The sequence below is a fragment of the Litchfieldia sinesaloumensis genome, assembly GCF_900156865.1.
GTDB lineage: Bacteria > Bacillota > Bacilli > Bacillales > Bacillaceae_L > Ferdinandcohnia > Ferdinandcohnia sinesaloumensis.
The window spans coordinates 4,289,514-4,314,420 of sequence record NZ_LT732529.1 but is presented as its reverse complement, the minus strand read 5'-3'; the positions used below and the strand labels follow the sequence as shown (position 1 = coordinate 4,314,420).

Genomic DNA, 24,907 nt, shown 5'->3' with positions numbered 1-24,907 from the left:
TATTTTTACAATCTTTAACATTCGGTTGACTTTCTTAATTTAAATTTTATAAACCAAACAATTTCTCCATAAAACAAAAAATAGCCAACCGAAATTTTCGGTTGGCTTTGACTTTTATTGATTTCCTTTTTTAACCCACTCTGCAACAGTGACAGTTCGCTTTGCCTGATGCTTAACCGCTGCTTGTACATCTTCAATCATTTTTCCATCCTGACCTACTGTTACGCTTGTACCGTAAGGATTCCCACCCGCACCAAATATAATTGGATCCGTATAACCAGGAGTAGCTATAATCGCGCCCCAGTGCATCATGCTAGTGTATAATGATAGAATTGTTGCTTCTTGTCCACCATGTGGATTTTGAGCAGAAGTCATTGCACTTACAACTTTATTAACTGTTTTACCTGTCGCCCAAAGTCCACCTTGAGTATCTAGGAACTGCTTCATTTGAGAAGGCATATTCCCGAAACGAGTCGGTACACTGAAAATAATTGCATCTGCCCATTCAATATCTTCAGAAGTAACCACAGGCACATCTTTTGTTGCTTCGACAGTTGCTTTCCAAGCCTCATTTGACTCAATTACAGATTCTGGTGCTAATTCTTGAACCTTTAATACTTTAACCTCAGCACCTGCTTCTTTCGCCCCTTCTTCTGCCCATTTCGATAACTGATAATTTGTACCACCCATGCTGTAGAAAATGACCGCTAGTTTTACATTTGACACTGTCGTATTCTCCTTCTTTCTTTGAAATGTAGTTTTTCAAATCTTACCAATTCTATTATGACTTTAATTAATTGTTTATATGCAGAAGGGACTGTTTTCTACTTCTCCCCCCGTCGTGAATTAGGTATTTTGTTTAAGATTTTAATGAGCGATCTGCTTATCTTCTGCCATATCCAGCTATACAGTAAAGAAAAAAGGAATGTCCCGAGAATAAGTTTGCCATTTATTTGAACTGATACCGACGATCCTAAAACTGCAAATTTAAACCCATATAGGAGCGTACAAATCCCTATTGTCAAACATAGCGCCGCAAATAAAACCACATACATTCTTTTCTTAAAATAAGTCAGTCCAATACCTAAACTTAAGCCTAATAGTCCTGTAGTAAAAAGGAAAACCAAGAGCTCAGTTGGCTGAATGAATACCAATAATAATGAAGTTACTAAATAAGTCATCACACCAATTTTGAGCGACAGAAGACACGCCACTACTAGCGGTCCAGTACTCATCATGCTTAGTACATAACCTAACCCTGCAAAAATTCCAGCTGATTGTAAAATGACAGTTAATGAACCTAGTAATGCTCCAATAATAAGTTTTGTTGTCTTAGAGTATCCTTCAATTGTTGGGTAGATATCTTCTCCCCATACAATCGATTTTACTTTTTTTCGTAACGACTGCATCTGACATCGCTCCCTAATAGGTCCTAAAGGCAGACCCCCATTGAGTACTAATAGTTCATTACTATTCATATTCTGATAAAAAGACACCAGTAGAAAGAGGGTAAACTGTTTGACACAACTTAAGGTTCGATTACACCCTATTGTAAATAGGTTAAATTTACCCACCGTATTGAAAACAGCCTTACTTCCTGGAGATTCCATGGAAAGACTATTTATTGCAACACAGGTGGGAGAGATTTTCTTCGTAGGTAACGGAGAGATAAGGACTTTTTTAGATATCCGCTCTCGCATTATTGAACTCGGTGGATATGACGAACGAGGATTGTTAGGACTAGCGTTTCACCCCCAATTTAATAATAACGGCTTGTTTTACCTTCATTATTCTGTAGCTGGAACACAAGGTCCAGGTGCTCTTCCTAAGTCGTATACTCCTGACCCCTGCGATCCAAAAACATTATCACTAAAGTGGACAAATCGAGATACCCAATATGACCATATCGATACGGTTGAGGAATGGATTTTACAAACTAACGGCCAACCGCAAAAACGAAGAACGATCCTTAATCTTAGAAGACCCTTTTCAAACCATAATGGCGTAAACAGCTTACAATTTTCACCTGAAACAGGGAAACTTGTACTAACCACTGGTGATGGTGGTTCAGGCTATGACCCATTCAATTTAAGTCAGGATGCAATGGAGATATGTGGGAAGATTATTGAGATTGATGTAAATAAAAACACAATGAATAATCCACCAGTTGTCTCGCGTTTCAATGAACTGCCTGTTAGAATTCAGGAAACACTTACCGTTACAGCCAAAGGAGTTCGAAATATACTCGGAATAACCTATCAAAGATATCAAAATCAGTTTATAAAATATGTCGGGAATGTCGGACAGGAACTAGTCGAATCCATCTTTTCATTTGTCCACTACAAACCTATTCCTGTTACTCAGCTCGTGGATCACAGGAACAGATCCATTGTTCTTCCAGGAACACCGGATTTGTCTCCAACAGACCAAGATGGGTTTATTAACCTAGGTTGGAGAGGATGGGAAGGTGATTTGCCAACAACGATAATAAAGAATTGTAATACAAATGAGGATTTGGATGAAAAGTCGATTGCCTTTTATCAAGAAGCAATTGAAACTTTAGTGCGCCGGATTCACCCTCTTACAAGTTATTACCATCAGGATCCTCGTACCAATACATTTAAAGGAACTGCGCTTACAGGAGTGCAAGTCTATATGGGAAACCAAATCCCAGCCTTATCAGGAAGTGTCGTATTTACTGATTTTGCCCGTAAGGATGAATCGCAACCCTCAGTTAAAGGAGCTTTAGCATATACTCGAGCGCGAACTGGAGGTAAATCAAATAACTACCAACTTATAGACACCGTCTATGACTTCGGGTCTCAATCCGCATATTTCGTTAGCTTAGGAACAAACCTTAACCAAACGAGGTTATATCTAGGAACTCATGGCTCGATGAAAGTAACTGATTATAATAAAGGGACAGTATTTGAGATCGTGTCTTGAGAGGCTCCTTGTTGACTGTTAAAAAACAGGAGGGACACGGTATTACATGTCCTCAATCATTATCAACACCCAAAACTATATATATCTCGCTAAAAAAGGTTGAATTGTTTCGACCAAAAAAGTGGTTGGCAGCGGTACCTATCCACTTGTCCCACTGTTTTTTGGTAAAATAGAAGCAAATACTTTTTAATGAGGTGTATGTTATGGAGAAATTGATGTTTATCGAGACTGGGATGGGGATTGATGTTCACGGCCAAAATATTACGAAGGCTGCCGTTCGTGCTGTGAAGAATGCAATCCATTTCAATTCAATGCCTGGCATTCGTTCTGTCCTACCAGGAAATAGTTTAGATAATATGGTTGTAAATGTAAAATTAGCGGTACCTTGTGACAAAGAACTGCTTGATATCGAGGCTGTTAAGGAGACCATTCCATTCGGAAAAAAAACAGTGGAAGTGATGGATGGAGGCATGCTGACAACAAGTGGAATTGTGATTGAAGAAAAAGGCGACCAAAATGATTTAATGTATATCGTTGTCGCATCAGTTGAAGTCGGATATTAATAAACAACAAAAACGTCAAACTCTAAAAAATAAGGTTTGACGTTTTTTATGGACAGAAGAATGTCCCCTATCCCACTTCAATCAAGATAAGTGGGACAAGGAACCGGCCCCTTTTCCTTAATAGGTTAATCCGTGGCCTAGTTTGTATACGTTGCCGTCGCTATCCTTGTATGCATAGCTTAATCCTGCTGGCATGTATTTGTCTTTATCATAACCAGGTACGTCATTTGGAGATACACATTCACCATCCTGTTTAACTGCAATAACATGGTCACTTGCAGGCAATGTCAATGGTAATACGCCTGATGGCTTGTAGTTACCTGCCATTACTTCAAACTGTGCATTAAAGAATGTATCATAGCCGGCGATAAGAGCATCAGCTAACGGCTCAACATTACCGAGAATCCATGGCAATACAACATTTACACTCATGATTACTTTTCCACCACGGTTATGAATGCTGTCTGCAATTTCTTTAAGATGTTTCATTTTACTTAATGTAGTCTCTTGATACAAGGCACCATCCAATGCCGTGTTTACCTTATCTTCACAGATTTCAAGCTCTAATAACCCTGGAGTGGCATCGAAATAAGCACCGGATTTTGGATTTAAGAAAAGAATAGCTGTATCGGCCTCTTCATAGTTTTCTGTCAGAGTAAATAGTCCAAGTTCCTTAGCCTGACTTCTAGCTTGTTCAGTGAAGGATGCTGCTTTCTCTAGTTCCTTATGGAAAACTTCCACATAAACCTTTTTATCAGTTAGCTTGTCAGCTGTTAAAGGTAGAGTTTCATTAGAGTTCTTAAGGATGGTTACAGACTTTTTATGTGCTTCATATGCCGCATCCCAATGTTCAGGTGTACGAATAACTTCAGTAGCTTTTTCTGGAGAGTTGTACGTGCGGTCATCAAATAAACCTAGAGTAAACATTTCTGTCAGCAATCTTACATTTGCTTCATCTATACGCTTTTCACTAATCCAGCCTCTGCTGATTGCCATTCTAAGATTTTCAATATCATTTGTATCAGCTACTAAATCAGTACCTGCATTAATTGCTTTCGCAAATCGTTCTGCTTCACTGCTATTTTCCATGCCCCAGCTCATTTTGTTAACGATACCACTATCACTATTTATATAGCCTTTGAATCCAAGCTTTTCACGAAGGATTTTATTTAAGAAATAATGATTAAACGTAAAGCCAACCTCTTCAAACGGGATATCTTCACCTTCGAAGTCTTGAACCACGCTCTTCTTAATGCTTGGAATCGAGTAATAAGGCATGATTGAAGAAGTTCCATGTTCAGCTGCTGCTCTAAATGGTGGTAAGTGATATTTTTCTAAGCTTCCTGGAGTTGGATATAGGTTCCACTTTCCTTCCTCATAATGAGGGTCAAAACCATTTTCTCTTGCGCCCCCACCTGGGAAATGCTTCGTTGTCATGGAAATACTATTCTTTCCTAACTCTTCACCTTGGAACTCGTCGATAATACGACCGATTACATCGGCAATAAATTCTGGGTCTTCACCGAACGTTCCATATGTACGTTGCCATCTTGGATCTGTCACAACATCAGCCATATACATATAACCTTTTCTAATTCCAGTTGCGTCCCATTCTTTACGTGCAATTCTAGCAAATTCGCTGATGAGTGAAGCGTCCCCACCATTTTTGATGTCGCCCTTAGCTGCTGCAGCAAGTCCTAATGTACCTGGCCAAGTAGAGAAAATCCCCGCTGCATCATTCATGCCAAATACAGGCTCAGCATTTTCATTTCTAGAATTCGAAGCAATGATAACAGGTATACCTAGGCGTGTTCCCTCTGCGATTTCGTTCATTTTATTAATCCACTCTGCCATTTCAGCAGGACTATAATTGTCCCTTAAAATAAAATGACGTAAATGCATATTTGCAATCGTATGTGTTGTACCATACATCTTAGCAATGGCAAATATATTCTCGCCCTTTTCAACAATTGCTTCATCTATTACACCATCATGGCTTGTTTTGCTTTTATCTTTTTGAGAGAGCCCCATTCTACGGGTATTGATAAGCATCATACCGATTTTTTCATCGATATTCATCAGTGATACCAGATTCTCTGCACGCTCTTTTGGGCTTAAGCGCCAATCCTCATATGGATCAAGCTTCCCATTGTTATTTAAATCTTTAAACTTAAGATTATCGACATCAATGATATTTTTCACTCTTACTTCTAATTCCGGCTGACTTTGGTTATTTTCCAACATAATGCCTCCTATTACTAATTGATACCCTCTATTAGTATGGTCCCTAGTACTCAAAAATAATTAACTATAATAGAGTACTTTAACAAGAACATATACTAATATATTACCACAAAAACACACAAAACTCGCAATAGTAAAACACAAAAAATTTGGACAGGTTCTCCAAAAATGTGGGATTCGAAATCAGTTCATGCGTGCTATCGACACAATTGTTATGTTGTAGTAATTTTTGTCATGTTTTGGCGTTTTGTGGAGACCTGTCAATAGGAGATTCCTAGTGTTTTCTTCCTTTTTTACCAATTAGTCAGAACTAAATTGTATCTTGAATGTGCCAAATCTATTATTTTTCAACTATTGCTCGGGATTAATATAGTAGAAAAGGTAGATAAGGAAAAGTCTTCCTTAATTATTACAAAAAACGCGTGCTATGATGGTGATGTATCAGTGGTACACATAACAAGGAGGACTGAATATGAAGAAAACTGTATTATCATTAGTAGTCGCAGGCGCTCTATTAGTAACAGGGCCGTTAGCTAGTTCTGCGTCAGAATTAGATAGTTCTAAAAATGTTTATGAAGGTCGTTACGTGGTTTCAGTTAACCAAACTACGAATTGGAATGACTTGATTCAAAGTATATTAAAAAAATATTATTCCCAATACAATCAAACGCAACCTAAGGTAGAGGAACCAGCACAACCAGTTGAACAGCCAACAGCACCAAAGGCACAAGAACCTGTTAAGGAACCTGTTACTCAACAGCCTGTTCAACCAAAACCATCAGAACCAACTAATGAAACAACGAACCCGGCTACTCACTCAGTAAGTCAGTTTGAGCAAGAAGTTGTGACATTAACGAATAATGAGCGTGCAAAGTACGGCTTACAACCTCTTAAACTCGATGTAAAATTGAGTGAAGTTGCTAGACTTAAATCATCTGATATGAAGCAAAACGGTTACTTTTCTCACACAAGCCCAACCTATGGTTCACCATTCGAGATGATGAAGCAATTTGGTGTTCAATACCGTGCGGCTGGTGAAAATATTGCAATGGGCCAACGCTCTCCACAAGAAGTTGTGAATGCTTGGATGAACAGCGAAGGACATCGAAAAAACATATTAAGCTCTACCTTTACTCATATTGGTGTAGGTCATGTTGAAGGAAATTATTGGACACAAATGTTCATTGGAAAATAAATAGTAACCAAAAAAAAGCGCCTTACCCCCAGATAGACTGAGGGAAAGGTGCTTTTTTTGTCTTAGTTTAACTTTTCATTGCTCTTATCACATTAACACCGTTTCTCTTTCATAAGGTTTGCTGAATAACCTCGCTACTTCCAAGCTTGGCAATGGTCTACTATAGAAATACCCCTGCCCCTTGTCACACCCATTCTCGATTAGAAGAAGCAATTGCTCTTTGTTTTCAATTCCTTCTGCAATTACGTCCAGGTTAAGTGTTTTTGCGAAAGTAATGATAGCCTTAACAATAGCATTGCTTTCTTCATCATTCGGTAAATCCCTGATAAAAGAGGCGTCTATTTTTAAGATGTCGATTGGCAAGCTTTTAAGATAACTTAACGAACTATAACCAGTACCAAAATCATCAATTGAGAGATGTATCCCAAGGTCTTTTATCTTTTGAAGAACGGGTGCGACATTCTCAATATCAGCAAAAATACTTTCTGTGATTTCGAGCTCTAACCATTTAGGATTTAATTTAGTATCTTCTAGAATCTGCTTAATTAGGTTTATAAGTTTAGGTTGACCCAACTGTTGGACCGATAAATTGACAGAAACTCGGACTGGTTCAAATCCTTGGTTTTGCCACTCCTTATTTTGCTCACATGCTTTTCGAAGTATCCATTCCCCTAGAGGTAAGATTAGACCTGTTTCCTCAGCCAACGGAATAAATGTTGACGGTGATATTAATCCTAATGCAGGATGCCTCCACCTCATTAAAGCCTCTAGCCCAACGATTTGAGTTGTTACTAGATCAATTTTAGGCTGGTATTCAATAAAGAACTGCTCGGAATGTATGGACTGCCTTAACTCATGTTCAAACTGAATTCGTTCTAGAGACCGTCTTTCCATTTCTTCTTCAAAAAGCAAATAGTCATTTCTTCCGCTTTCTTTAACAGCATTTAGAGCAATGTTCGATCGCTTTATTAGTGTATCAGCATCCTCTGCATCATCTGGATACATCGCTATTCCAAAACTGCATGAAATTGTAAAGGATCGTTCCCCCATAATAATAGGGTTTCGGAAGTATGTGAGAAATCGCTGTGCAACTTCCTCAATTTCTGACCTACTAGAAACATTCTTAATCATAATTGTAAATTCATCTCCACCAAAGCGAGATACTACATCCTCTTTTCGGATATGATTATTTATACGTTGAGCTGTCTCAACTAAGATAAGATCTCCAATCTCGTGCCCACACAAATCATTGATATATTTAAAACGGTCAATATCAACGGAAATTAACCCAATTTTCAATTGACATTTTTCAGCTTTCTTAACTTCTTTGTATAGTAAATCCATGAAGAGTCTGCGATTAGGTAAATCAGTTAATGTATCATAGAAGGCTAGATGGTAGATCATATTTTCTGTCTTTTTTCTCTCTGTAATATCCCGAGTAACAAACAAAATATGCCTGATTTGTCCAGAGTTATCTCTAATAGGGTTCAGAGTAGCCTCGACATCAATCAACTTCCCTCTTTTTGTCTTCAATCGTAGCTGGAGTTGCGAAAACCGTTGTACATTTCCAATGATATCTTGTATATGAGATCTCACTATTGCTCGATCATGTTCATCAATCCAACGAAATATCGTACTCGACTGAATTTCTTCTAAACTATATCCAAGATGAGCAGAATGGGAAGGCGATGCATATTCATAATTGCCATCGCTATCAATGATTGAAATTAAATCTGATGAGTTCTCTGCGATTATACGATATTTTTCCTCACTTTGTATTAAACTCTCTTCTATATTCTTTCTGGTAGTAATGTCATTTCGAATAGAGATATATTGATAGGGTTTACCCTTGTTGTTTAAAAAGGGGACAATTGTCGTATCGACCCAATAGTAGCTTCCATCCTTTGCCTGATTTTTTAATTCACCACGCCATGTTTTTCCTCTTCCAATTGTCGCCCACATGTTTTTAAAGAACACGGGCGGGTGGTGACCTGAGTTTAAAATACTGTGGTCCTGACCGATAAGTTCTTCGTATGTATACTGTGACATTTTGCAAAATTGCTCATTTGCATAGGTAATCCTTCCATGGTTATCGGTTATTGCCACAATAGAAGATTGATCAAGTGCATACTTCATCATCTCAAGTTCTTTTAATACATGATTAATAGTAGTCTGCTCCCTACCTTTTGATTGCGGATTAACTTCAGTAAGTACTTTTTCACCTGTATCTATAATTCTCATAAGTTATCACCAGTAGTATTATTTTTGTTAAGTGAAGATGTACCTCTCAGGCACTTGTATTGAGGATATAAATTTAGAAGTTTTTAAAGGGATTATTCTCTAGAAGTTTTCAGAAGCCCCTTATCATCTACTACATTACTTACTACCTATTATATTTCAAGAAGTACCAAAGCACTTAGTAATGTGAGAAATGTCACAAAATGGTCGATTTCTACTTATAAATCATTACAAAACGATGGTTTTAGAATAACGTTGTGTCAGTATAAGAAAAAGGGACTGGCTCAAAGCCAATCCCTTGTGAATACATACATATTAAACTAATACGGCTGATAAACTTTTAGCTACAGCTTCAATTTTTTCTAGACCTTCAGCAATAATTTTTTCAGCTTGATCTGGTGCTGCCGCATGACCTTCAATAATAACTTCATCCTTAATTTCCATACCAAATACTCCACCAACAACGTTTTTAATATAAGTTGCTGCCATCTCCATTGGAGCTGTTTCAGGTGTTGAGTAAATCCCACCACGAGCACTTAGAATAATCGCTTTTTTGTCAGTCATTAATTGTACTGCTTGACCATTTTCATCATATTTGAAAGAGTACCCTGCTTGGTACACATAGTCGATAAATGTTTGTAATTTAGCTGGAATTGTTAAGTTCCATAATGGGAAAGCAAATACAACTACGTCTGCTGCAGTTAATGCATCCATCGCTTTTTGTTTTGCTGCTAAAATACGTTGTTCTACGTCTGTCATTTCTTCGCCAGATTCTAATTTACCGAAAGCATTGAATAGATCTTGACCAAGGTAAGGCATATCTTCTGCAAAAACATCGTAAGTTTCCACATTTACACCTTCTAGGTTGTTTATGAAAGTTTCATACATTTTACTTGAAACAGCTTCAGAAGCTGGACGATTATTCGCTTTTACTACTAATATATTCATTATATAAAGTCTCCTCCATTTATCTTTAATCAAGGTATCTCGAAATAATGGTATATCAAAATAATAAAAGAATCAACGGAAACGACTTTTATACAAAAACTAGCGTTAACCCAGTATTCATAAGGATTAACCTACTTTATATCGTATGAACAGTCGTAAATGGTAATATTTTTCGATCTTCGAGAAATGCCTTAAATCATCGTAATATAACTTAGAACTTCCCATCAAGATAAAAAAGACCCATACAGGTCCCAAATTTCCAGCAATGGTTAATGTGGCTTTTTACCTACTTCTAACAAGTAACTCTACAGCTTCTTTAACCAAACCCTCTGTATTTTCTCCTTTTTCATCTGCATCTCGTACGCACGAAACTAGATTAGAGCTTACAATTACACCAATTGTACGATCAATGGCAGTTCTTGCAGCGGACAGCTGTGTAATAACGTCTTTGCATTCTTTATTTTCTTCCATCATACGTAAGATACCACGCAATTGCCCTTCAATACGTTTAATCCTATTTTTTGTCTTTTCATCATAATCCATGTAAGTGCCCCCTTTCGATAGGGTTGATTCTCAAATCTAATCTTAAGCTAAAACAACAGGGATTTAGAAACCCTGTTGTTTTATTTTTGCTCCATTTATAAAATTTATTTAAAATTATATTCCGTTACAATTTTTTCTCTACCTGTTACAACATCATTGAAGTATTCATAAAGGTTAACCCCTAAATAAGATCCAGAGATATTGTAGACATTCTCATACCCTAGATGTTGCAGGGCCATCACCATATTATAGCTTCTTTGACCTGATCGACAGTGAATATATACAGGCTGGTCGCTTGGAATTTCATCGAGTCTATTCCTAAATTCACTTAATGGAATGTTAACTGCATTTTTAAAATGCCCTGCCTTATATTCACCTTTTTCACGAGCATCAATTATGAACGCGTGATTTTCTACTAAGTCACGAACTTGAGAGACCTTCACTTCTTTATACCTTCCCTGAAGTAAATTTAAACCGACCAAAGCCGCATGATTTACTACATCTTTCGCAGTTCCTAGCATTGGTGAATAAGTCAATTCAAGATCTTTTAGGTCCTCTAGTGTTCCATTCATCGTAATCATTGTAGCTATGACATCAATTCGTTTATCTACATTTCCTTTTCCAATTGCTTGAGCACCTAGAATCCGTCCTGTCGGATATTCATAGATCAACTTAAAATGCATGGGATTACTGTTTGGCATCAATCCTACTTTATCCCCTGGCATTAAATACACATAATCATAGTTCATTCCTGCCTGCTCTGCTACTCTAGCATTGAGTCCAGTCGAAGCTGCATTTAGATCAAAGAGATGAATCGATGATGATCCTATGACACCTAAATTTCTACTAGGTATACCATACATATGGTCGGCAGCTGCCCTTGCTTGCTTTTGGGCAGGACCTGCTAAAGCTAATCTAGTTGGCTTGTGTAATAAGCGATGGTACACCTCAATCGCATCACCAACCGCATAAATACTTTTATCATTTGTTAAGTAGTTATGATCTACTTTAATCGCACCAGTCTCACCAACTTCCAGACCCGCCTCCGCCGCTATGCTTGTCTCAGGTTTTACACCTATAGCTAAAACGACCGCCTGTGCATCGATTTTCTTACCTGAATTTGTTGTGACAAATCCATCCTCAATTTTGGCTAATCCATCATTAACAATAAGGTTTAGACCATGGTCCATCATTTCTTTATGAAGGATTTGTGCCATATCATAATCAAAAGGAGCCATAACTTGATCCGCAAACTCAACCAAAGTTACATTATAATCAGCTAATTTCAGATTTTCCGCAACCTCTACCCCAATATAACCTCCACCAATAACTGCTACATCCTTAATACCATTTTGTTTAATATATGAATTAATTCTCTCAATATCAGCTACATTACGTACTGTAAAGACATTCGAATTATTGATTCCCTCTATGTTGGGACGAATTGGTGTAGCACCTGGTGAGAGTACTAATTTATCATATGATTCTTCATAGGTATTATTTGTTACCCAATCCTTAACCGTTATTGTTTTCAGCTCACGGTTAATTTTGATAACCTCTTGATGGACTCTCGCTTCAATATTGTATCTATTTTTAAACATTTCAGGGGACATTAAGACAAGTTTCTCACTATCTTCAACAATCCCACTTAAATGATAGGGCAATGAACAGTTGGAAAACGAAACATGAGGACCCTTTTCAAACATAATTACCTCTGCATTCTCATCTAATCGCCTTACCCTTGCTGCAACTGATGCACCACCTGCGACCCCACCGACAACTACTACCTTCTTTGACATAGAAAACCCTCCAATTCTTCTTTTATTATATCTGTCCTAAATTTCAATTTTTAACAATTTTGTTCATACCCATATGGGTATTTATTTGATTTTAAAAAGTTTGTTTGAAATATCACTACATGTGTAATTTTATACCCCGTGGGGTAAAAAGTCAATGTTATACATTTTACGCCGTGTGTATCCTATTTCCGAATGAAAAGGTCATTTTTGTGAGACCTTAAAAGAAAAAGGAGTTCACAATGAAATTAAAACTTCTTACACTCATTCTACTCTTGTTTAGTTTCACAACCGAAAGTCATGCCACAGAAATAAAGGATTCGAAAAAAGTCCTTGCCATCGTGATTGATGATTTCGGTAATGATATGGATGGTACTGAAGAGATACTAGAATTACCGATACCACTTACTGTAGCTGTAATGCCCTTCTTACCTACAACAGAACAGGATGCTAAATTAGCACATGCGAAAGGGCATGAGGTGATCGTTCATGTACCTATGGAACCAAAGCATGGTAAAAAAAGCTGGTTAGGGCCTGGGGCAATTACTTCTGATCTAAGTGATAAAGAAGTTAGGAAGAGGATTGAAAGTGCGATTGATAATGTTCCATATGCCGTGGGAATGAATCATCATATGGGCTCCAAAGTAACCGAAGATAAACGAATCATGAGGATTATTCTTGAGGTTTGCAAGGAACGTAACCTCTATTATCTCGATAGTAAAACAGCCAGAAAAAGTGTCATCCCCAAACTTGCAAAAGAATTATCTGTTCCATATTTAGAAAACGATATATTTTTTGACCACGTATATTCTGAAACTCATATCTATCGTCAAGCGTCTAAAATAACAAAACAATTACAAAAGCATGAACAAATCATAGCGATTGGACATGTTGGGATTACTGGAGATCGTGTCGTCAGTGCCTTAAAAACCTATATTCCTGAGTACGAAAAAGAAGCAGAACTTGTTACACTCTCAGAAATAATTACAGTTCCATTTTTAGAATAGAGTGTTATCGTAAGATATGCAATTGGAATACGAACAAAAATTCAATCAAACATTTGTTTAGCTTGTAAACCTTTTGGAATAGCCGTTTCCAAAATTCAATCAAGCGTTTGATTGAATTTTCTTTTATTATAGTGAGAAAGTGTTTTTCTTTATATAGTGATGTCTCCGTGCCAGGTACTAACAGGTGCGTTTTACTAATTTAGGGTTTTGCGCATGATTCTTTACGGTCTACCCACCTAAAAACATGTGCATTTCTATTTGCGCATGCTTTTATCGTATTGATGCTTAGAATTGATGTGCAGGTGGAAATATATTGAAATCCCAGCCGTTTTATAGGAGATTATTTCCACTTAATGGATTTTGCGCATGGTTCTTTACGGTCTACTTATCTAAGAACACTTTTCTATTTGCGCATGCTTTTATCGTATTGATGCTTAGAATCGATGTGCATATGGAAGAATATTGAAATTCCAGCCGTTTTATAGGGGTTTATTTCCACTTTGTGGGTTTTGCGCATGGTTCTTTATGGTCTACTCACCTAATAACATGCGCATTTCTATTTGCGCATGCTTTTATCATATTGTTGCTTAGAAATGATGCGGATGTGGAAATATATTGAAATCCCAGCCGTTTTATAGGAGATTATTTCCACTTAATGGATTTTGCGCATCCCATTTTACTGGCGCCCCACAGAAATGCATGCGAAAGCTTGAGGTCAAACTTTATGTGTATTTTCTTTTAAGCAGAAACGTTTATTTCATTAACAGTATCATTTTTAGTTCCGAGTGCTTTTATATAGCGTATAGCAAATCTGTCGAGTCCGTAGTAATGCCTTCCCGCTCCAACTAATAGTAGAATCATTGCCACTACGAAGAGCTTCATATCGAGGCTATTTAATCCTACCCCTGCCATTATAAAATTAACATTCATGAAGGCACCCGCAATCAATGCCGGGATTGTTGCTAGTCCTACAATTAATCCTAAGCCAACAAGGAATTCTCCCCAAGGGACAAGAATGTTGAAGAGCTCTATATTGGGTAACGCAACTTTTTTAAGGAAGCTAGCATACCAACTTAGAACTGAAGGTGAATCGGCGGCTGCCTGAATAAATCCACCTGCATCAAATCCATGTTTAATCTTTAGATAACCCGCTTCTATCCATTGAAGTCCTAACCAAACACGCACTATTGTCCATACAATGGCCATTTTTTTACCCTGTATAAGTTTAATCATTAATAATCTCTCCTTTTTAATGTGAATTTTTTCACAATCACTACTAAAGATGTGCTACACTTCATCTCTTCTTGTTACTCTCATTTTAAGGCCCTCTTGTAATTTTTAATTTGACCCAGGTCAAATTTTTTAGTTTTAAATAATCAATGGGCCTATGATTTAGTAAAAAATAAAATAGGCAACTTCCCACTATGGGGCAGTTGCCTACTTTAATATTTAGACTTGAATTTTTCAACTAAACGCCTTCTTTAATGCAGGTATAACCTCAGTTGCTAGTAATTCTATATTTCTTGCGACTCTATCGAATGGAATTCCACCAATATCAATTTGTGCTAAGAAACGGCTATGTCCAAACAATTCATGTTGGCGAAGGATCTTCTCCACAATAAGTTCTGGACTTCCAACAAATAAGGCATTTTGTGGACTTGCTAATTGTTCAAAATCGTTTCTTGACATTCTCGTCCCCAATCCCCGTTGACGATTAACATAATACCAATAATTTGAGTAGTAAGGATAAAATTCATCCTTTGCTTTTTCTGTCGTTTCAGCAAGATACGTATGTCCCGTTACACCGATGTTTAATTCTTCTGGAGAATGACCAGCTTCCACCCCTGCACCTCGGTAGATATCCACTAATGGTTTAAATCTCTTTAGATCTCCACCAAGTATCGCTAAGGCCATGCCGACTCCTAACCTCCCTGCTCGCGCAGCACTCTCAGGTGTACCACCTACTCCAATCCAAATGGGTAGTTGCTTTTGCACAGGACGAGGAGCAATTTCTGCATTTTTAAGCGAAGAACGGAATTTTCCATTCCAAGTAACAATCTCATTTTCATTTAGTTGCAATAACAAATCCATATGCTCACTAAACAATTCATTATAATCATTTGTGCTATAGCCAAAGAGTGGAAATGATTCAACAAATGCACCTCGACCAGCTAATATCTCTGCACGTCCACCTGAGATTAAATCTAGTGTAGCGAAGTCTTCAAATAACCGAACAGGGTCAAGCGTGCTTAAAACACTTGTCGTACTTGTTAACTTAATACGCTCTGTCAGCGCAGCAATGGCTGATAATACAACAGCCGGAGAGGAAACAGCATAATCTAATCGATGATGCTCCCCGACCCCGAATATATCTAGTCCAGCTTCATCAGCCAGTTTTGCTGCCTCAATGATGTTATCCATTCTCTCCTTTGGACTAATCGTTTTTCCTGTTAGGGGGTTCGGGCCTATATCTGCTAGTGTATATATACCTACCTCAATACCATTCTGTTTTAATGTAGACAAGCCTATTCCTCCTTACTTAAACAGCTAATTCAATCCGATTTCCAGATGGATCATAAGTGAAAATTTTACCGTTTTCTTCTGTAACAGGCACTTCGATTTGTTCTAAGCTAGCAATTGTCTGTTCAATCGCTTTCTCATCCGGAAGTACTAGTGTAAATGACTGCAAACCGACACTATTTTCAGCTGGCTTAGGAGCTCCGACTCCATTCCAAGTATTCACTCCAATATGATGATGGTACTTTCCTTTTGAAAGGAATAAGGCTTGTGTTCCATAACGATTGACAACATCAAATCCTAATCCCTTTACATAAAACTCTTCTGTCTTTTTTAGTTCTGCAACATGTAAATGAATATGTCCCATTACTGTCCCATTTGGAAGACCCTTCCACCCAGTATCAGGATTAGCACTTTTTAAAAGCGTATCAAAATCTAATGGGTCGACTGTCATTGCCACTTCTTCGCCATCCCATCTCCATTTTGAAGGATCTCGATCGGTATAAATTTCAATTTGGTTACCGTCAGGATCATTCAAATACAATGCTTCGCTAACAAGATGGTCGGATGATCCGAAACGAATACCCTTATTTACCAGATGAATGACGATATTAGCTAGATCTGACTTTTGAGGTAAAAGTAAAGCAAAGTGATACAGACCCGTCGTTCTAGCTTCTTTTGGTCTTACATCTTCAGGTTGTTCCAGTGATAAAATGCTTGTTTTACCATCTGTAGTAAGCCTTGCTGTTGATGTGGTTTGTTCTAAAATATCAAATCCAATAATTTCTTTGTAAAACTGTAACGATCTATTTAAGTCCTCTACTTTAATACTGACATGGCCGACAAATGTTGTTGGTTTACTGTGATATCCCATTGTAATCCCCCTACTAATTCAATTAAGTAAATACAATACTGCTATTATGCCCAGTTCAAAATTTGTATCTTATTGTTTTCTCTTTAAAATAACTTAGTTACTTAATGTAAGTAACTTTACTATTAAAATAACGTGTTGTCAAGTTACCTAATTTTTGTTAGTTAGTTACTAATAAAATATGTTATATTATAAAACAGGAGAGGTGAAGAAAATGAAACAAACAACGATTTGCCCAAGGTTTGAAAAAGCCATCTCATTGCTAAGTCAAAAATGGACAGCATTAGTCATATATCAATTATTGTTAGGAACACAACGTTTTAGTGAAATTCAGTCTGCGATTGGTATAAGTGGGAAAGTTCTATCTGATCGCTTAAAGGATTTAGAGGAACAAAAAATAGTGAAACGTGAGGTCATTCCAGAAACACCCGTTATCATTGAATACTCATTAACGGAAAAAGGTAGATCTATCGAGCCTATTATTAGAGATATTGAACAATGGTCTCAAAATTGGATAGAGCCCAACAAATAGATTAATATATATAAAAATCAAAGTGGTGTATTTGGATTTGATCCTACGTACACCACTTTTTTTGGATATATATATTTTTACTTTTTTAAAAAAAATGGCCCAGTTCAAGAACTGAGCCAAAAAGTTTCAATCATTTTTTATTGATTATAATGTATCGGAGAACCTGGTCCGATATCTACACCTGTTAGCATCCAGATAATTAACATGAGCACCCATACCACTGTAAATGCAATTGAATATGGAAGCATTGTGGAAATTAAAGTACCGATACCAACCTTTTTATCATACTTTTGCGCAAACGCAATAACGATTGCGAAATAAGGCATTAGAGGTGAGATAACATTCGTTGTTGAATCAGCAATTCGGTACACGAGTTGTGTTAACTCTGGTGAATACCCTAGGTTCATCATAATCGGAACGAATACCGGCGCCATGATTGCCCATTTTGCAGATGCACTACCGATAAATAGATTGATGAATCCTGATACAAGAATAAATGCTAGAATAAGTGGAATCCCCTTAAATCCTGTTGCTTCAAGGAATTCAGCACCGTTTACAGCTAACACTAGCCCTAATTTAGATTCACTAAAGTATGCAACAAATTGAGCTGCCACAAATGCTAGGACAATATATGATCCCATTGTCGCCATTGTTTCAGATAACTGATTTGCAACATCTTTATCATTTTTAATCGATTTAGTGATTTTCCCATAAACGAATCCAGGAATAAAGAACATAATAAGAATAATTGGAACTAGCGAGTGGAAGAACGGTGCATCGATAATATTCTCTTCTCCCCCACGTAATGGTCCCCATTCAGGAATGACTAGAAGAGCCATCACAGCAGCCGTAGCGATAAACACAAACAATGCTGCCCATAATCCCTTTTTCTCTTCCGGTTTTAAGTAATCTACATCTTCCTTAACTTGTCCCTCATATTTACCTAATCGTGGTTCAATCACTTTCTCTGTTACTAACGTACCAACAATTGTTAAAACAAATACAGAAGCAAACATGAAGTAGTAGTTCATTGCGTAGTTTATCGTTTCAGCATATTCAGGATTTAGAATGGCTGCTGCATCTTGTGTTAGGCCACCTAACAATGGATCTAGCGACGTTAAGAGTAAGTTTGCACTGAACCCTCCAGATACCCCTGCAAATGCTGCTGCTAAACCAGCTAAAGGATGTCTTCCTAAACCTGCGAACAATACTGCTCCTAGTGGAGTAAGGACTACATAACCAGCATCAGCGGCCATACTTGACATGATACCACCAAACACAAGCGCTGCTGTTATCAGTTGCTTAGGTACAGACGTAACTAGTCCGCGTAAGGCAGCACTAATTAAACCAGAACGCTCTGCAATTCCAATACCTAACATGGTAACTAGAACTGTTCCGAGAGGTGCAAACCCCGTAAAGTTTGTAACCATACTATCAAACAAATAGACGATTCCCTCAGAGTTTAATAGATTTTTAACGTGAATAAATTCCCCTTCATTTAGAGGATCTTCTACTTTTAAGCCCATTTTCGCAAATAGAGCCGAAAGAACAAGTACAACTAATGCAAAAATTGCAAACAATGTTACCGGATGTGGCAGCTTATTCCCCACACGTTCAATGCCATCTAAAGAACGCATGATAAAACCCTTTTTATTGGAATTTGACATTATACCTTCCCTTTCTGTTATTTAAATTTTCTAATAATTATTATTAAGGTCACTAAGAATTATAGGGGAATAATAAATAAATTAATAGGGATTTTAAGAAGTCCAGAATAGGAACATTATTCACAAGATTAGCATTAGGAAAATAGTTTATAACTATATAAAAATAAGAGGCTACCCTAAAAAGTCAACTTCCAATGACTCTTTAGACACAGCCTCTACTATCTTCTATTAAATTTTACAATGAAGTGAATTAAGGGTCCTCTAGTTTGATTATGTACGGTTACTAAAAATAGAACGCTTATAGATACGGAAGGACGTGCGTTTTAAAGTCTGCATAGTTTTCCAGATGAAAGTCTGCATCAATAGCCTCATTTTCAAAGGCAACTGTCTTGATTCCTAATTCTCTAGCTGGAATTAAGTCTAGCTCACGGTCGCCAATCACTAAATCAATGGGATAATCCTTGATCACATGTTTATACGATGCTGCATGTGGCTTTCGGTCAAATCCTTCTTCTTCTACTGAAACTACGACCTTAAAGTAATGGAGTAAATTAAACTTTTCCAAAAGGAACAGGGTAGATTCCTTATCCCGGTGCGTGACAATAAAATTGTCATCGGCAATGTTTAATACCTCTTCTAAATGCTCAAAGGGAGCACTATCAAATGAATATTGATTATATAATTTGATGTATTCGTTACGCTTGTTCTCATCAATTCCATAGTGTTGAAAGGCCACTTTTGAGTTAACCTTTAACCACTTCAGCACTTCATTCGGATCCAAATCCTTACCGCTCAGATGGATAAATCCCTTTACTAGTGCCGGATAGGTGTTAAACAGCGTTCCGTCAAAATCCCATAAAATATTGATGTGAATCCCTCTTTCTTTTACATTTAAAAAAACCTATGTTTTTACCTATGTTAAATATGTATTTCAAGAACTATCCCCTGTATTTGATCGCTAACCCTTTTAAGAAGTTTCTGGCGAAATTATCTCCACACTCTTTGTAATTCTTATGTCCTTCTTTACGCAACAAGGCCCCTAGTTCTCCTTTTGTAACCCGTAACCCTGCATAATCAAAGATGTCTAGCATATCCTCAGTCGTTAATGCCAAAGCGATTTTTACTTTCTTTAAAAGGAGATTATTTACGTTTCCACTCGTCTTTAAAGGAGTTTCTGGTGGAGTAGGCTGTCCAGGTTTGGGCTCTTGTTTTCCTCTTTTATAAATAATAAGTCCATTCAAAAATGAATCTAACATACTGTGAGTGCATTTAATTTGATCTTCATTCTCAAGGTCGTCCTCGTCGTATGTCTTTGTGAGTATCTTTGTCACTTCTGGCACTGAGACTTCGACACCACCAAGCTGAAAAATCTCAGCCATTTCTTTATTTTTTATTTCCAGTGCATATCTTAATCGAATTAATATATCGTTATTATCCATCGTTGACCTCCATATCAAGACTAGTACCTGTCACGTATCGCAACAGGTACCAAGTTCAGTTTATCTTAATTCAATTTATAGGATTGCGTCAACTGACTTTACCTCTTAGCCGTTTTTTAAAAATTTATTTTTTAGCATTTTAAACACTTCCATCAAGATGACGGCAAGAAGTGCGAGACCGGTAGCAATTAACCATTCGTCCCAACCAAAGTCAGAAGGAATCATAAAAATTTCACGGACAACTGGAAGAACGGTGATGCCATACAGTAGAAAGCCTACAAGCACCGCTCCTATCACAGCCTTATTTCTAAAGAAACCAGCCTGAATAGCCGTTTGTACGTTTGAGCGTGCTGGGAATGTTTGTAAGGTTCTAGAAAGAATTAATGTTGTAAAAGCCATTGCCACGCCCATATCTGTTGAATGTTCTAGACCGAGATGGAACGAAATAATCACAGCTATACCAATCAATGTTCCACGGACAATTACAGCGAGTAATGTCCCACCAGCAAAAATTCCTTCTTCTGGATCACGAGGTTTCTTTTTCATCACATTCGGTTCAGGCTTTTCCACTCCCAGCGCAATGGCTGGTAACGAATCATTGACCAAATTGATAAATAAAAGTTGTAGAGCTGTAAAAGGATTCGGTAGATTTAACAATACCGCATAAATAATAGTAATAATCGCCCCGATATTACCGGCAAATAAATAGCCAATTGCCTTTTTAATGTTATTATAAACGGTCCGTCCCACTTCTACCGCTCGTACAATCGAAGCAAAGTTATCATCCGTTAAAATCATGGCAGCAGCATCCTTTGCTACATCCGTCCCGCTCCCCATTGCTACACCAATATCTGCTTGTTTCAATGCAGGTGCGTCATTAACGCCATCACCAGTCATCGCTGTAACTTGATTTTTACGTTGCCATGCCTGGACAATACGGATTTTATTTTCTGGCGATACCCGTGCGTATACAGAAATATCTTCTAGTTTCTGGTCTAATTCTTCATCAGACATCGCGTCTAGTTCCTGTCCAGATACAGCAATATCATCCTCATCCATGAGTCCAATATCGCGCCCAATTGCTTGTGCGGTTGTTTTATGATCTCCGGTAATCATAACCGTCTTAATACCTGCACTCGTTGCGTTTCGTATTGCTTCATAAACCTCTTCTCTAGGTGGATCAATCATTGCTGTAAGGCCCACTAATGTTAATTCATGTTCATCACTCTCTGAAATCGACTGCTGGTCCTTTGGCAGCTTTTTATAACCATAAGCTAATACCCTTAGGGCTTGACGTGAAAAGCTCTCATTTTCCTGTTGTAATTCATTAAGTCTTTCCTCTGTTAGAGGCTCTTCCTTTCCATCAATTAGCACATGACTTGCTCGGGAGAACATGACATCTGGCCCACCCTTCGTTAACATCAATCGTTCATTATCAATTGTGTTAACAGTGGACATTAATTTTCGATCAGAGTCAAAAGGAAGCTCCTCTTCTCGCGGGTAGGTTTTCCTAATCTCCTCATAGTCTTTGTTGTTCTGATTGGCAAAATGAATCAGTGCCACTTCAGTAGGGTCACCAATTTCTTTCCCCTCGTTATTAATATAGGAATCATTACAGAGGACGGCGATTTGAACTAACAGTTTTTCTGATGCACTCCAACTTTCCGGATTCCCATTTAACTGCTTGTTCGAGTTTCCAGGCACAAAATAATCAGTAACAGTCATTTTATTTTGTGTTAACGTCCCTGTTTTGTCGGTAGCAATCACACTTGCTGAACCTAAAGTCTCTACGGCAGGCAGTTTTCGAATGATTGCATGTTGTTTCGCCATTTTATTGGTCCCAACTGAAAGTACAATCGTAACGATTGCAGATAACGCTTCAGGTATGGCAGCAACAGCAACAGCCACCGAAAACATTAATGCTTTTAAAAGTGCTGTTCCCATATCAACATTATCGGCACCAAACCAAATTCGACCAGCTTGTAATGCAAAAATAAGAATGCTCAAAATTAAAATAGCAATTCCGAGCCTTTTACTAAAATGTTCAAGCTTTCTTTGCAGCGGAGTTTGTTTTTGCTCTGCTTTATTAAGCATATCCGCGATTTTACCAATCTCCGTCTTTTCCCCTGTTCCTGTAACCACAAAGGTACCATTACCATAAACAACAAGGGAACCACTATATACCACATTGAGCCTGTCCCCTAAAGGAGCGTCATCTAAGATCGTGTCGGAATTTTTCTCAACCGCTTCAGACTCTCCTGTAAGCATTCCTTCGTTAACTTTTAAAGATGCTCCCTGTAAAATTCGGCCATCCGCAGGGACATAATCACCAGCTTCTAATAGCACAATATCTCCAGGAACCAATTCACGTGCTGGTATCTTTTGTTTGGTTCCCTTCCTAATGACCTTCGCTTCAGGAGCTGACATGCTTCGCAATGCTTCCAACGAGCTTTCTGCCTTCTTCGTTTGAACAACACTAATGATTGAATTTAAAATAATCACGAGCAAAATAATGAGCGATTCAACGAGACTCCCTAAAGCCACTTGAATTCCTGCTGCGATTAATAAAACAAGTACCATCGGGTCTTTAAACGTTTCTATAAAGAGCTTCCAAGTTGGCACTTTCTCTCGATCTTTAATTTCATTATAGCCATCTTTCTCGAGCCGACTTTTTACCTCTTCCTGTCCCAGTCCATTCATAGAGGATTCCAGGGACTGTAATACATCCTCTTTATCCTGACGATAAAACTCCATTTGATACATCCTTTCAAAATCCCACTATATATATTTGAATATAGTTTCTATATTGCCACTGTTTTTCATTCATTGAATCATACTTTATTCGTAACCATAAGATTAGACGTAACAAAAGGAAGTTAAAGGGATGAAGGTAGTTCATGAGAAAAGTAAAATGGAGGTATTATATGAGGATTGCTATATATCTTTACATGTATAATAGCACTTAAAAGGCTTATATATATAAAGGGGCTGTCCGAAAAATCATTGATTATGACTTTTGATGACAGCCCTTTAGCTTAATATTCTATTTTTCTAGTTAACTCTTAAAGTAACTACAAAGCTACACAATGCTGAGTGTTTGATTTATTAGTTTAACTCCGGCCAGTAACCTTTGTTAGCTTCAATTAAATCATCTAAGATATCTTTCGCTACTTTTGCGCTCGGTACTGTTTTTGAAAGTGTTAAAGCTTGCCATAACTTTTGGTAACTTCCTTCTACATAAGCCTGTACAACTAATTTTTCAACGGTTACTTGCTGGTACATTAACGCTCTTTGGAATTCAGGAATTTTTCCTTGGCTCAATGGTTCTGGACCGTTATTGCCGACAATACACGGAACTTCTACCATAGCATCATCATCAAAGTTAGCAATTGTACCATTGTTTTCAACAATTAATAACATTCTTTCATGTGTATTAAATGCAATTGCACGGGCTAAATCAACAACGAATGTCGCATGTGCACCCATTTCAAATTCACAGCCTTCCGCTGTTCCTCTTTCAATGATTGTTCTTGCTGTTGAAAAGACCGTCTTTTCTCTACCCGCAATAACTTCATTCGCTCTTGTGTAATCTGGATTTGAAGTTTTTACTACATAATCAGGGTATAAATAATATTTTAAATACGTATTTGGCAAGAATCTAGGATCGACCGCTAGTAGGTCTTTGGCCTTTTTATGTGTTTCCTGCCAACTTGCATCAGTATGCTGAGTATCTACTTCTTTTTGAGTTAGATATCCGTTCTCAGCTACATAATCGCGAATTTGCGGAAGATATTCGTTGCCTTCCTTATCTTTTACACTTGTCCACCAACCAAAGTGGTTTAAGCCGAAGTAACGTACTTCTAAGTCTTGTGGGTCCTTGCCTATAATATGTGATATTCTGCGTAGTGTGCCCACAGGCATATCACAAATATTTAACACTTTAGAATCTGGACGAAGAACGCGGCAAGCTTCTGCTACAATGGATGCCGGATTCGAGTAGTTTAACATCCACGCCTCTGGAGAATATTTTTCCATAATGTCGATTAGCTCAATCATATCACCGATGCTTCTCATCCCATATGCAATCCCACCAGGTCCGCACGTTTCTTGTCCAACAACACCGTGCTTTAATGGTATTTTCTCGTCCTTTTCGCGCATTTCATATTTTCCTGTACGGATATGAGCAAAACAGAAATCGATATCAGTAAATGCCTCTTCTGGGTCAGTTGTAAAACAATATTCAATATCTGGTGCATTTTCTTTTAGAACAACCTCAATTGCTTCCCCTAAAACTGCTTGTCTTTCACTGTCATTATCATATAATTTTAATTTTCGAAGTGGAAAACGGTCTAGATTATCTAATAACATCATAACAATGCCCGGCGTATAGGTACTTCCTCC

20 protein-coding genes are annotated in these 24,907 nt (G+C 37.6%); 5 read left to right on the top strand and 15 right to left on the bottom strand.

The features are described 5' to 3' along the window. Window positions 1–114 precede the first annotated feature (114 nt). Complete coding sequence (gene wrbA, locus CZ490_RS21040) at window positions 115–726, bottom strand: NAD(P)H:quinone oxidoreductase (RefSeq protein ID WP_077620692.1); 612 nt, start codon at window positions 724–726, stop codon at window positions 115–117. Window positions 727–824: 98 nt separating this feature from the next. Then, window positions 825–1,409 (bottom strand): hypothetical protein, encoded by a 585-nt coding sequence (locus CZ490_RS21035; RefSeq protein WP_077620691.1) that lies wholly within the window; start codon window positions 1,407–1,409, stop codon window positions 825–827. A gap of 109 nt (window positions 1,410–1,518) precedes the next feature. Between CZ490_RS21035 and CZ490_RS21030 the strand changes: the two genes are divergently transcribed. Both CZ490_RS21030 and CZ490_RS21025 read left to right on the top strand, forming a co-directional pair. Further along, window positions 1,519–2,946 (top strand): PQQ-dependent sugar dehydrogenase, encoded by a 1,428-nt coding sequence (locus CZ490_RS21030; protein WP_077620690.1) that lies wholly within the window; start codon window positions 1,519–1,521, stop codon window positions 2,944–2,946. Between the two features lie 203 nt (window positions 2,947–3,149). After that, window positions 3,150–3,509: a Lin0512 family protein gene (locus CZ490_RS21025; protein ID WP_077620689.1), complete on the top strand. Its 360-nt coding sequence runs from the start codon at window positions 3,150–3,152 to the stop codon at window positions 3,507–3,509. A 117-nt stretch (window positions 3,510–3,626) separates the two neighbouring features. Here CZ490_RS21025 and CZ490_RS21020 read toward each other — a convergent pair whose 3' ends face one another. Continuing rightward, entirely contained in the window at window positions 3,627–5,753 is a 2,127-nt protein-coding gene (locus CZ490_RS21020; protein ID WP_077620688.1) for a glycoside hydrolase family 3 protein, read from the bottom strand. Window positions 5,754–6,225: 472 nt separating this feature from the next. On the opposite strand from CZ490_RS21020, the gene CZ490_RS21015 reads away from it, so the two are divergent. Further along, window positions 6,226–6,948: a CAP domain-containing protein gene (locus tag CZ490_RS21015; protein WP_077620687.1), complete on the top strand. Its 723-nt coding sequence runs from the start codon at window positions 6,226–6,228 to the stop codon at window positions 6,946–6,948. Between the two features lie 87 nt (window positions 6,949–7,035). On the opposite strand, the gene CZ490_RS21010 is transcribed toward CZ490_RS21015, so the two are convergent. The 4 genes from CZ490_RS21010 to CZ490_RS20995 all read right to left on the bottom strand — a co-directional run bounded on the left by CZ490_RS21010 (window position 7,036) and on the right by CZ490_RS20995 (window position 12,476). Next, window positions 7,036–9,189, bottom strand: a complete 2,154-nt coding sequence (locus CZ490_RS21010; RefSeq protein ID WP_077620686.1) for a bifunctional diguanylate cyclase/phosphodiesterase — start codon at window positions 9,187–9,189, stop codon at window positions 7,036–7,038. Between the two features lie 312 nt (window positions 9,190–9,501). Then, a complete protein-coding gene (locus CZ490_RS21005; protein WP_077620685.1) occupies window positions 9,502–10,134 on the bottom strand; it encodes an FMN-dependent NADH-azoreductase in 633 nt (210 codons plus the stop codon). 282 nt (window positions 10,135–10,416) lie between these two features. Beyond that, a complete protein-coding gene (locus CZ490_RS21000) occupies window positions 10,417–10,677 on the bottom strand; it encodes a metal-sensitive transcriptional regulator (protein WP_077620684.1) in 261 nt (86 codons plus the stop codon). Between the two features lie 104 nt (window positions 10,678–10,781). Next, window positions 10,782–12,476, bottom strand: coding sequence for an FAD-dependent oxidoreductase (locus tag CZ490_RS20995; RefSeq protein ID WP_077620683.1), 1,695 nt, complete (start codon window positions 12,474–12,476; stop codon window positions 10,782–10,784). A gap of 239 nt (window positions 12,477–12,715) precedes the next feature. Between CZ490_RS20995 and CZ490_RS20990 the strand changes: the two genes are divergently transcribed. Next, window positions 12,716–13,480 (top strand): divergent polysaccharide deacetylase family protein, encoded by a 765-nt coding sequence (locus CZ490_RS20990; protein WP_077620682.1) that lies wholly within the window; start codon window positions 12,716–12,718, stop codon window positions 13,478–13,480. A gap of 738 nt (window positions 13,481–14,218) precedes the next feature. Here CZ490_RS20990 and CZ490_RS20985 read toward each other — a convergent pair. From CZ490_RS20985 to CZ490_RS20975, 3 genes are all read right to left on the bottom strand, one after another. Further along, window positions 14,219–14,710, bottom strand: coding sequence for a DoxX family protein (locus CZ490_RS20985; RefSeq protein WP_077621131.1), 492 nt, complete (start codon window positions 14,708–14,710; stop codon window positions 14,219–14,221). A gap of 234 nt (window positions 14,711–14,944) precedes the next feature. After that, window positions 14,945–16,003, bottom strand: coding sequence for an LLM class flavin-dependent oxidoreductase (locus CZ490_RS20980; RefSeq protein ID WP_077620681.1), 1,059 nt, complete (start codon window positions 16,001–16,003; stop codon window positions 14,945–14,947). 16 nt (window positions 16,004–16,019) lie between these two features. Continuing rightward, the gene (locus tag CZ490_RS20975; protein WP_077620680.1) at window positions 16,020–16,871 is read right to left on the bottom strand and encodes a VOC family protein; all 852 of its coding nucleotides are present in this window, start codon (window positions 16,869–16,871) and stop codon (window positions 16,020–16,022) included. A gap of 211 nt (window positions 16,872–17,082) precedes the next feature. Here CZ490_RS20975 and CZ490_RS20970 point away from each other — a divergent pair, with 211 nt between their 5' ends. Beyond that, the gene (locus CZ490_RS20970; protein WP_077620679.1) at window positions 17,083–17,400 is read left to right on the top strand and encodes a winged helix-turn-helix transcriptional regulator; all 318 of its coding nucleotides are present in this window, start codon (window positions 17,083–17,085) and stop codon (window positions 17,398–17,400) included. A gap of 137 nt (window positions 17,401–17,537) precedes the next feature. Here the strand turns inward: CZ490_RS20970 and CZ490_RS20965 are convergent, their stop codons facing one another. The 5 genes from CZ490_RS20965 to CZ490_RS20945 form a co-directional block, all read right to left on the bottom strand. Continuing rightward, window positions 17,538–19,067, bottom strand: coding sequence for an AbgT family transporter (locus CZ490_RS20965; protein WP_077620678.1), 1,530 nt, complete (start codon window positions 19,065–19,067; stop codon window positions 17,538–17,540). Between the two features lie 298 nt (window positions 19,068–19,365). Next, on the bottom strand, window positions 19,366–19,929 hold the full coding sequence (locus tag CZ490_RS20960) for an HAD-IA family hydrolase (protein ID WP_268762201.1): 564 nt from the start codon (window positions 19,927–19,929) through the stop codon (window positions 19,366–19,368). A 76-nt stretch (window positions 19,930–20,005) separates the two neighbouring features. Then, window positions 20,006–20,506: a YehS family protein gene (locus CZ490_RS20955; protein WP_077620676.1), complete on the bottom strand. Its 501-nt coding sequence runs from the start codon at window positions 20,504–20,506 to the stop codon at window positions 20,006–20,008. 105 nt (window positions 20,507–20,611) lie between these two features. After that, window positions 20,612–23,260 carry a cation-translocating P-type ATPase gene (locus CZ490_RS20950; RefSeq protein WP_077620675.1) on the bottom strand — a complete coding sequence of 883 codons (2,649 nt, stop codon included), beginning with the start codon at window positions 23,258–23,260 and terminating at the stop codon, window positions 20,612–20,614. 351 nt (window positions 23,261–23,611) lie between these two features. After that, window positions 23,612–24,874, bottom strand: a complete 1,263-nt coding sequence (locus tag CZ490_RS20945; protein WP_407639818.1) for a 6-phospho-alpha-glucosidase — start codon at window positions 24,872–24,874, stop codon at window positions 23,612–23,614. Window positions 24,875–24,907: the final 33 nt, after the last annotated feature.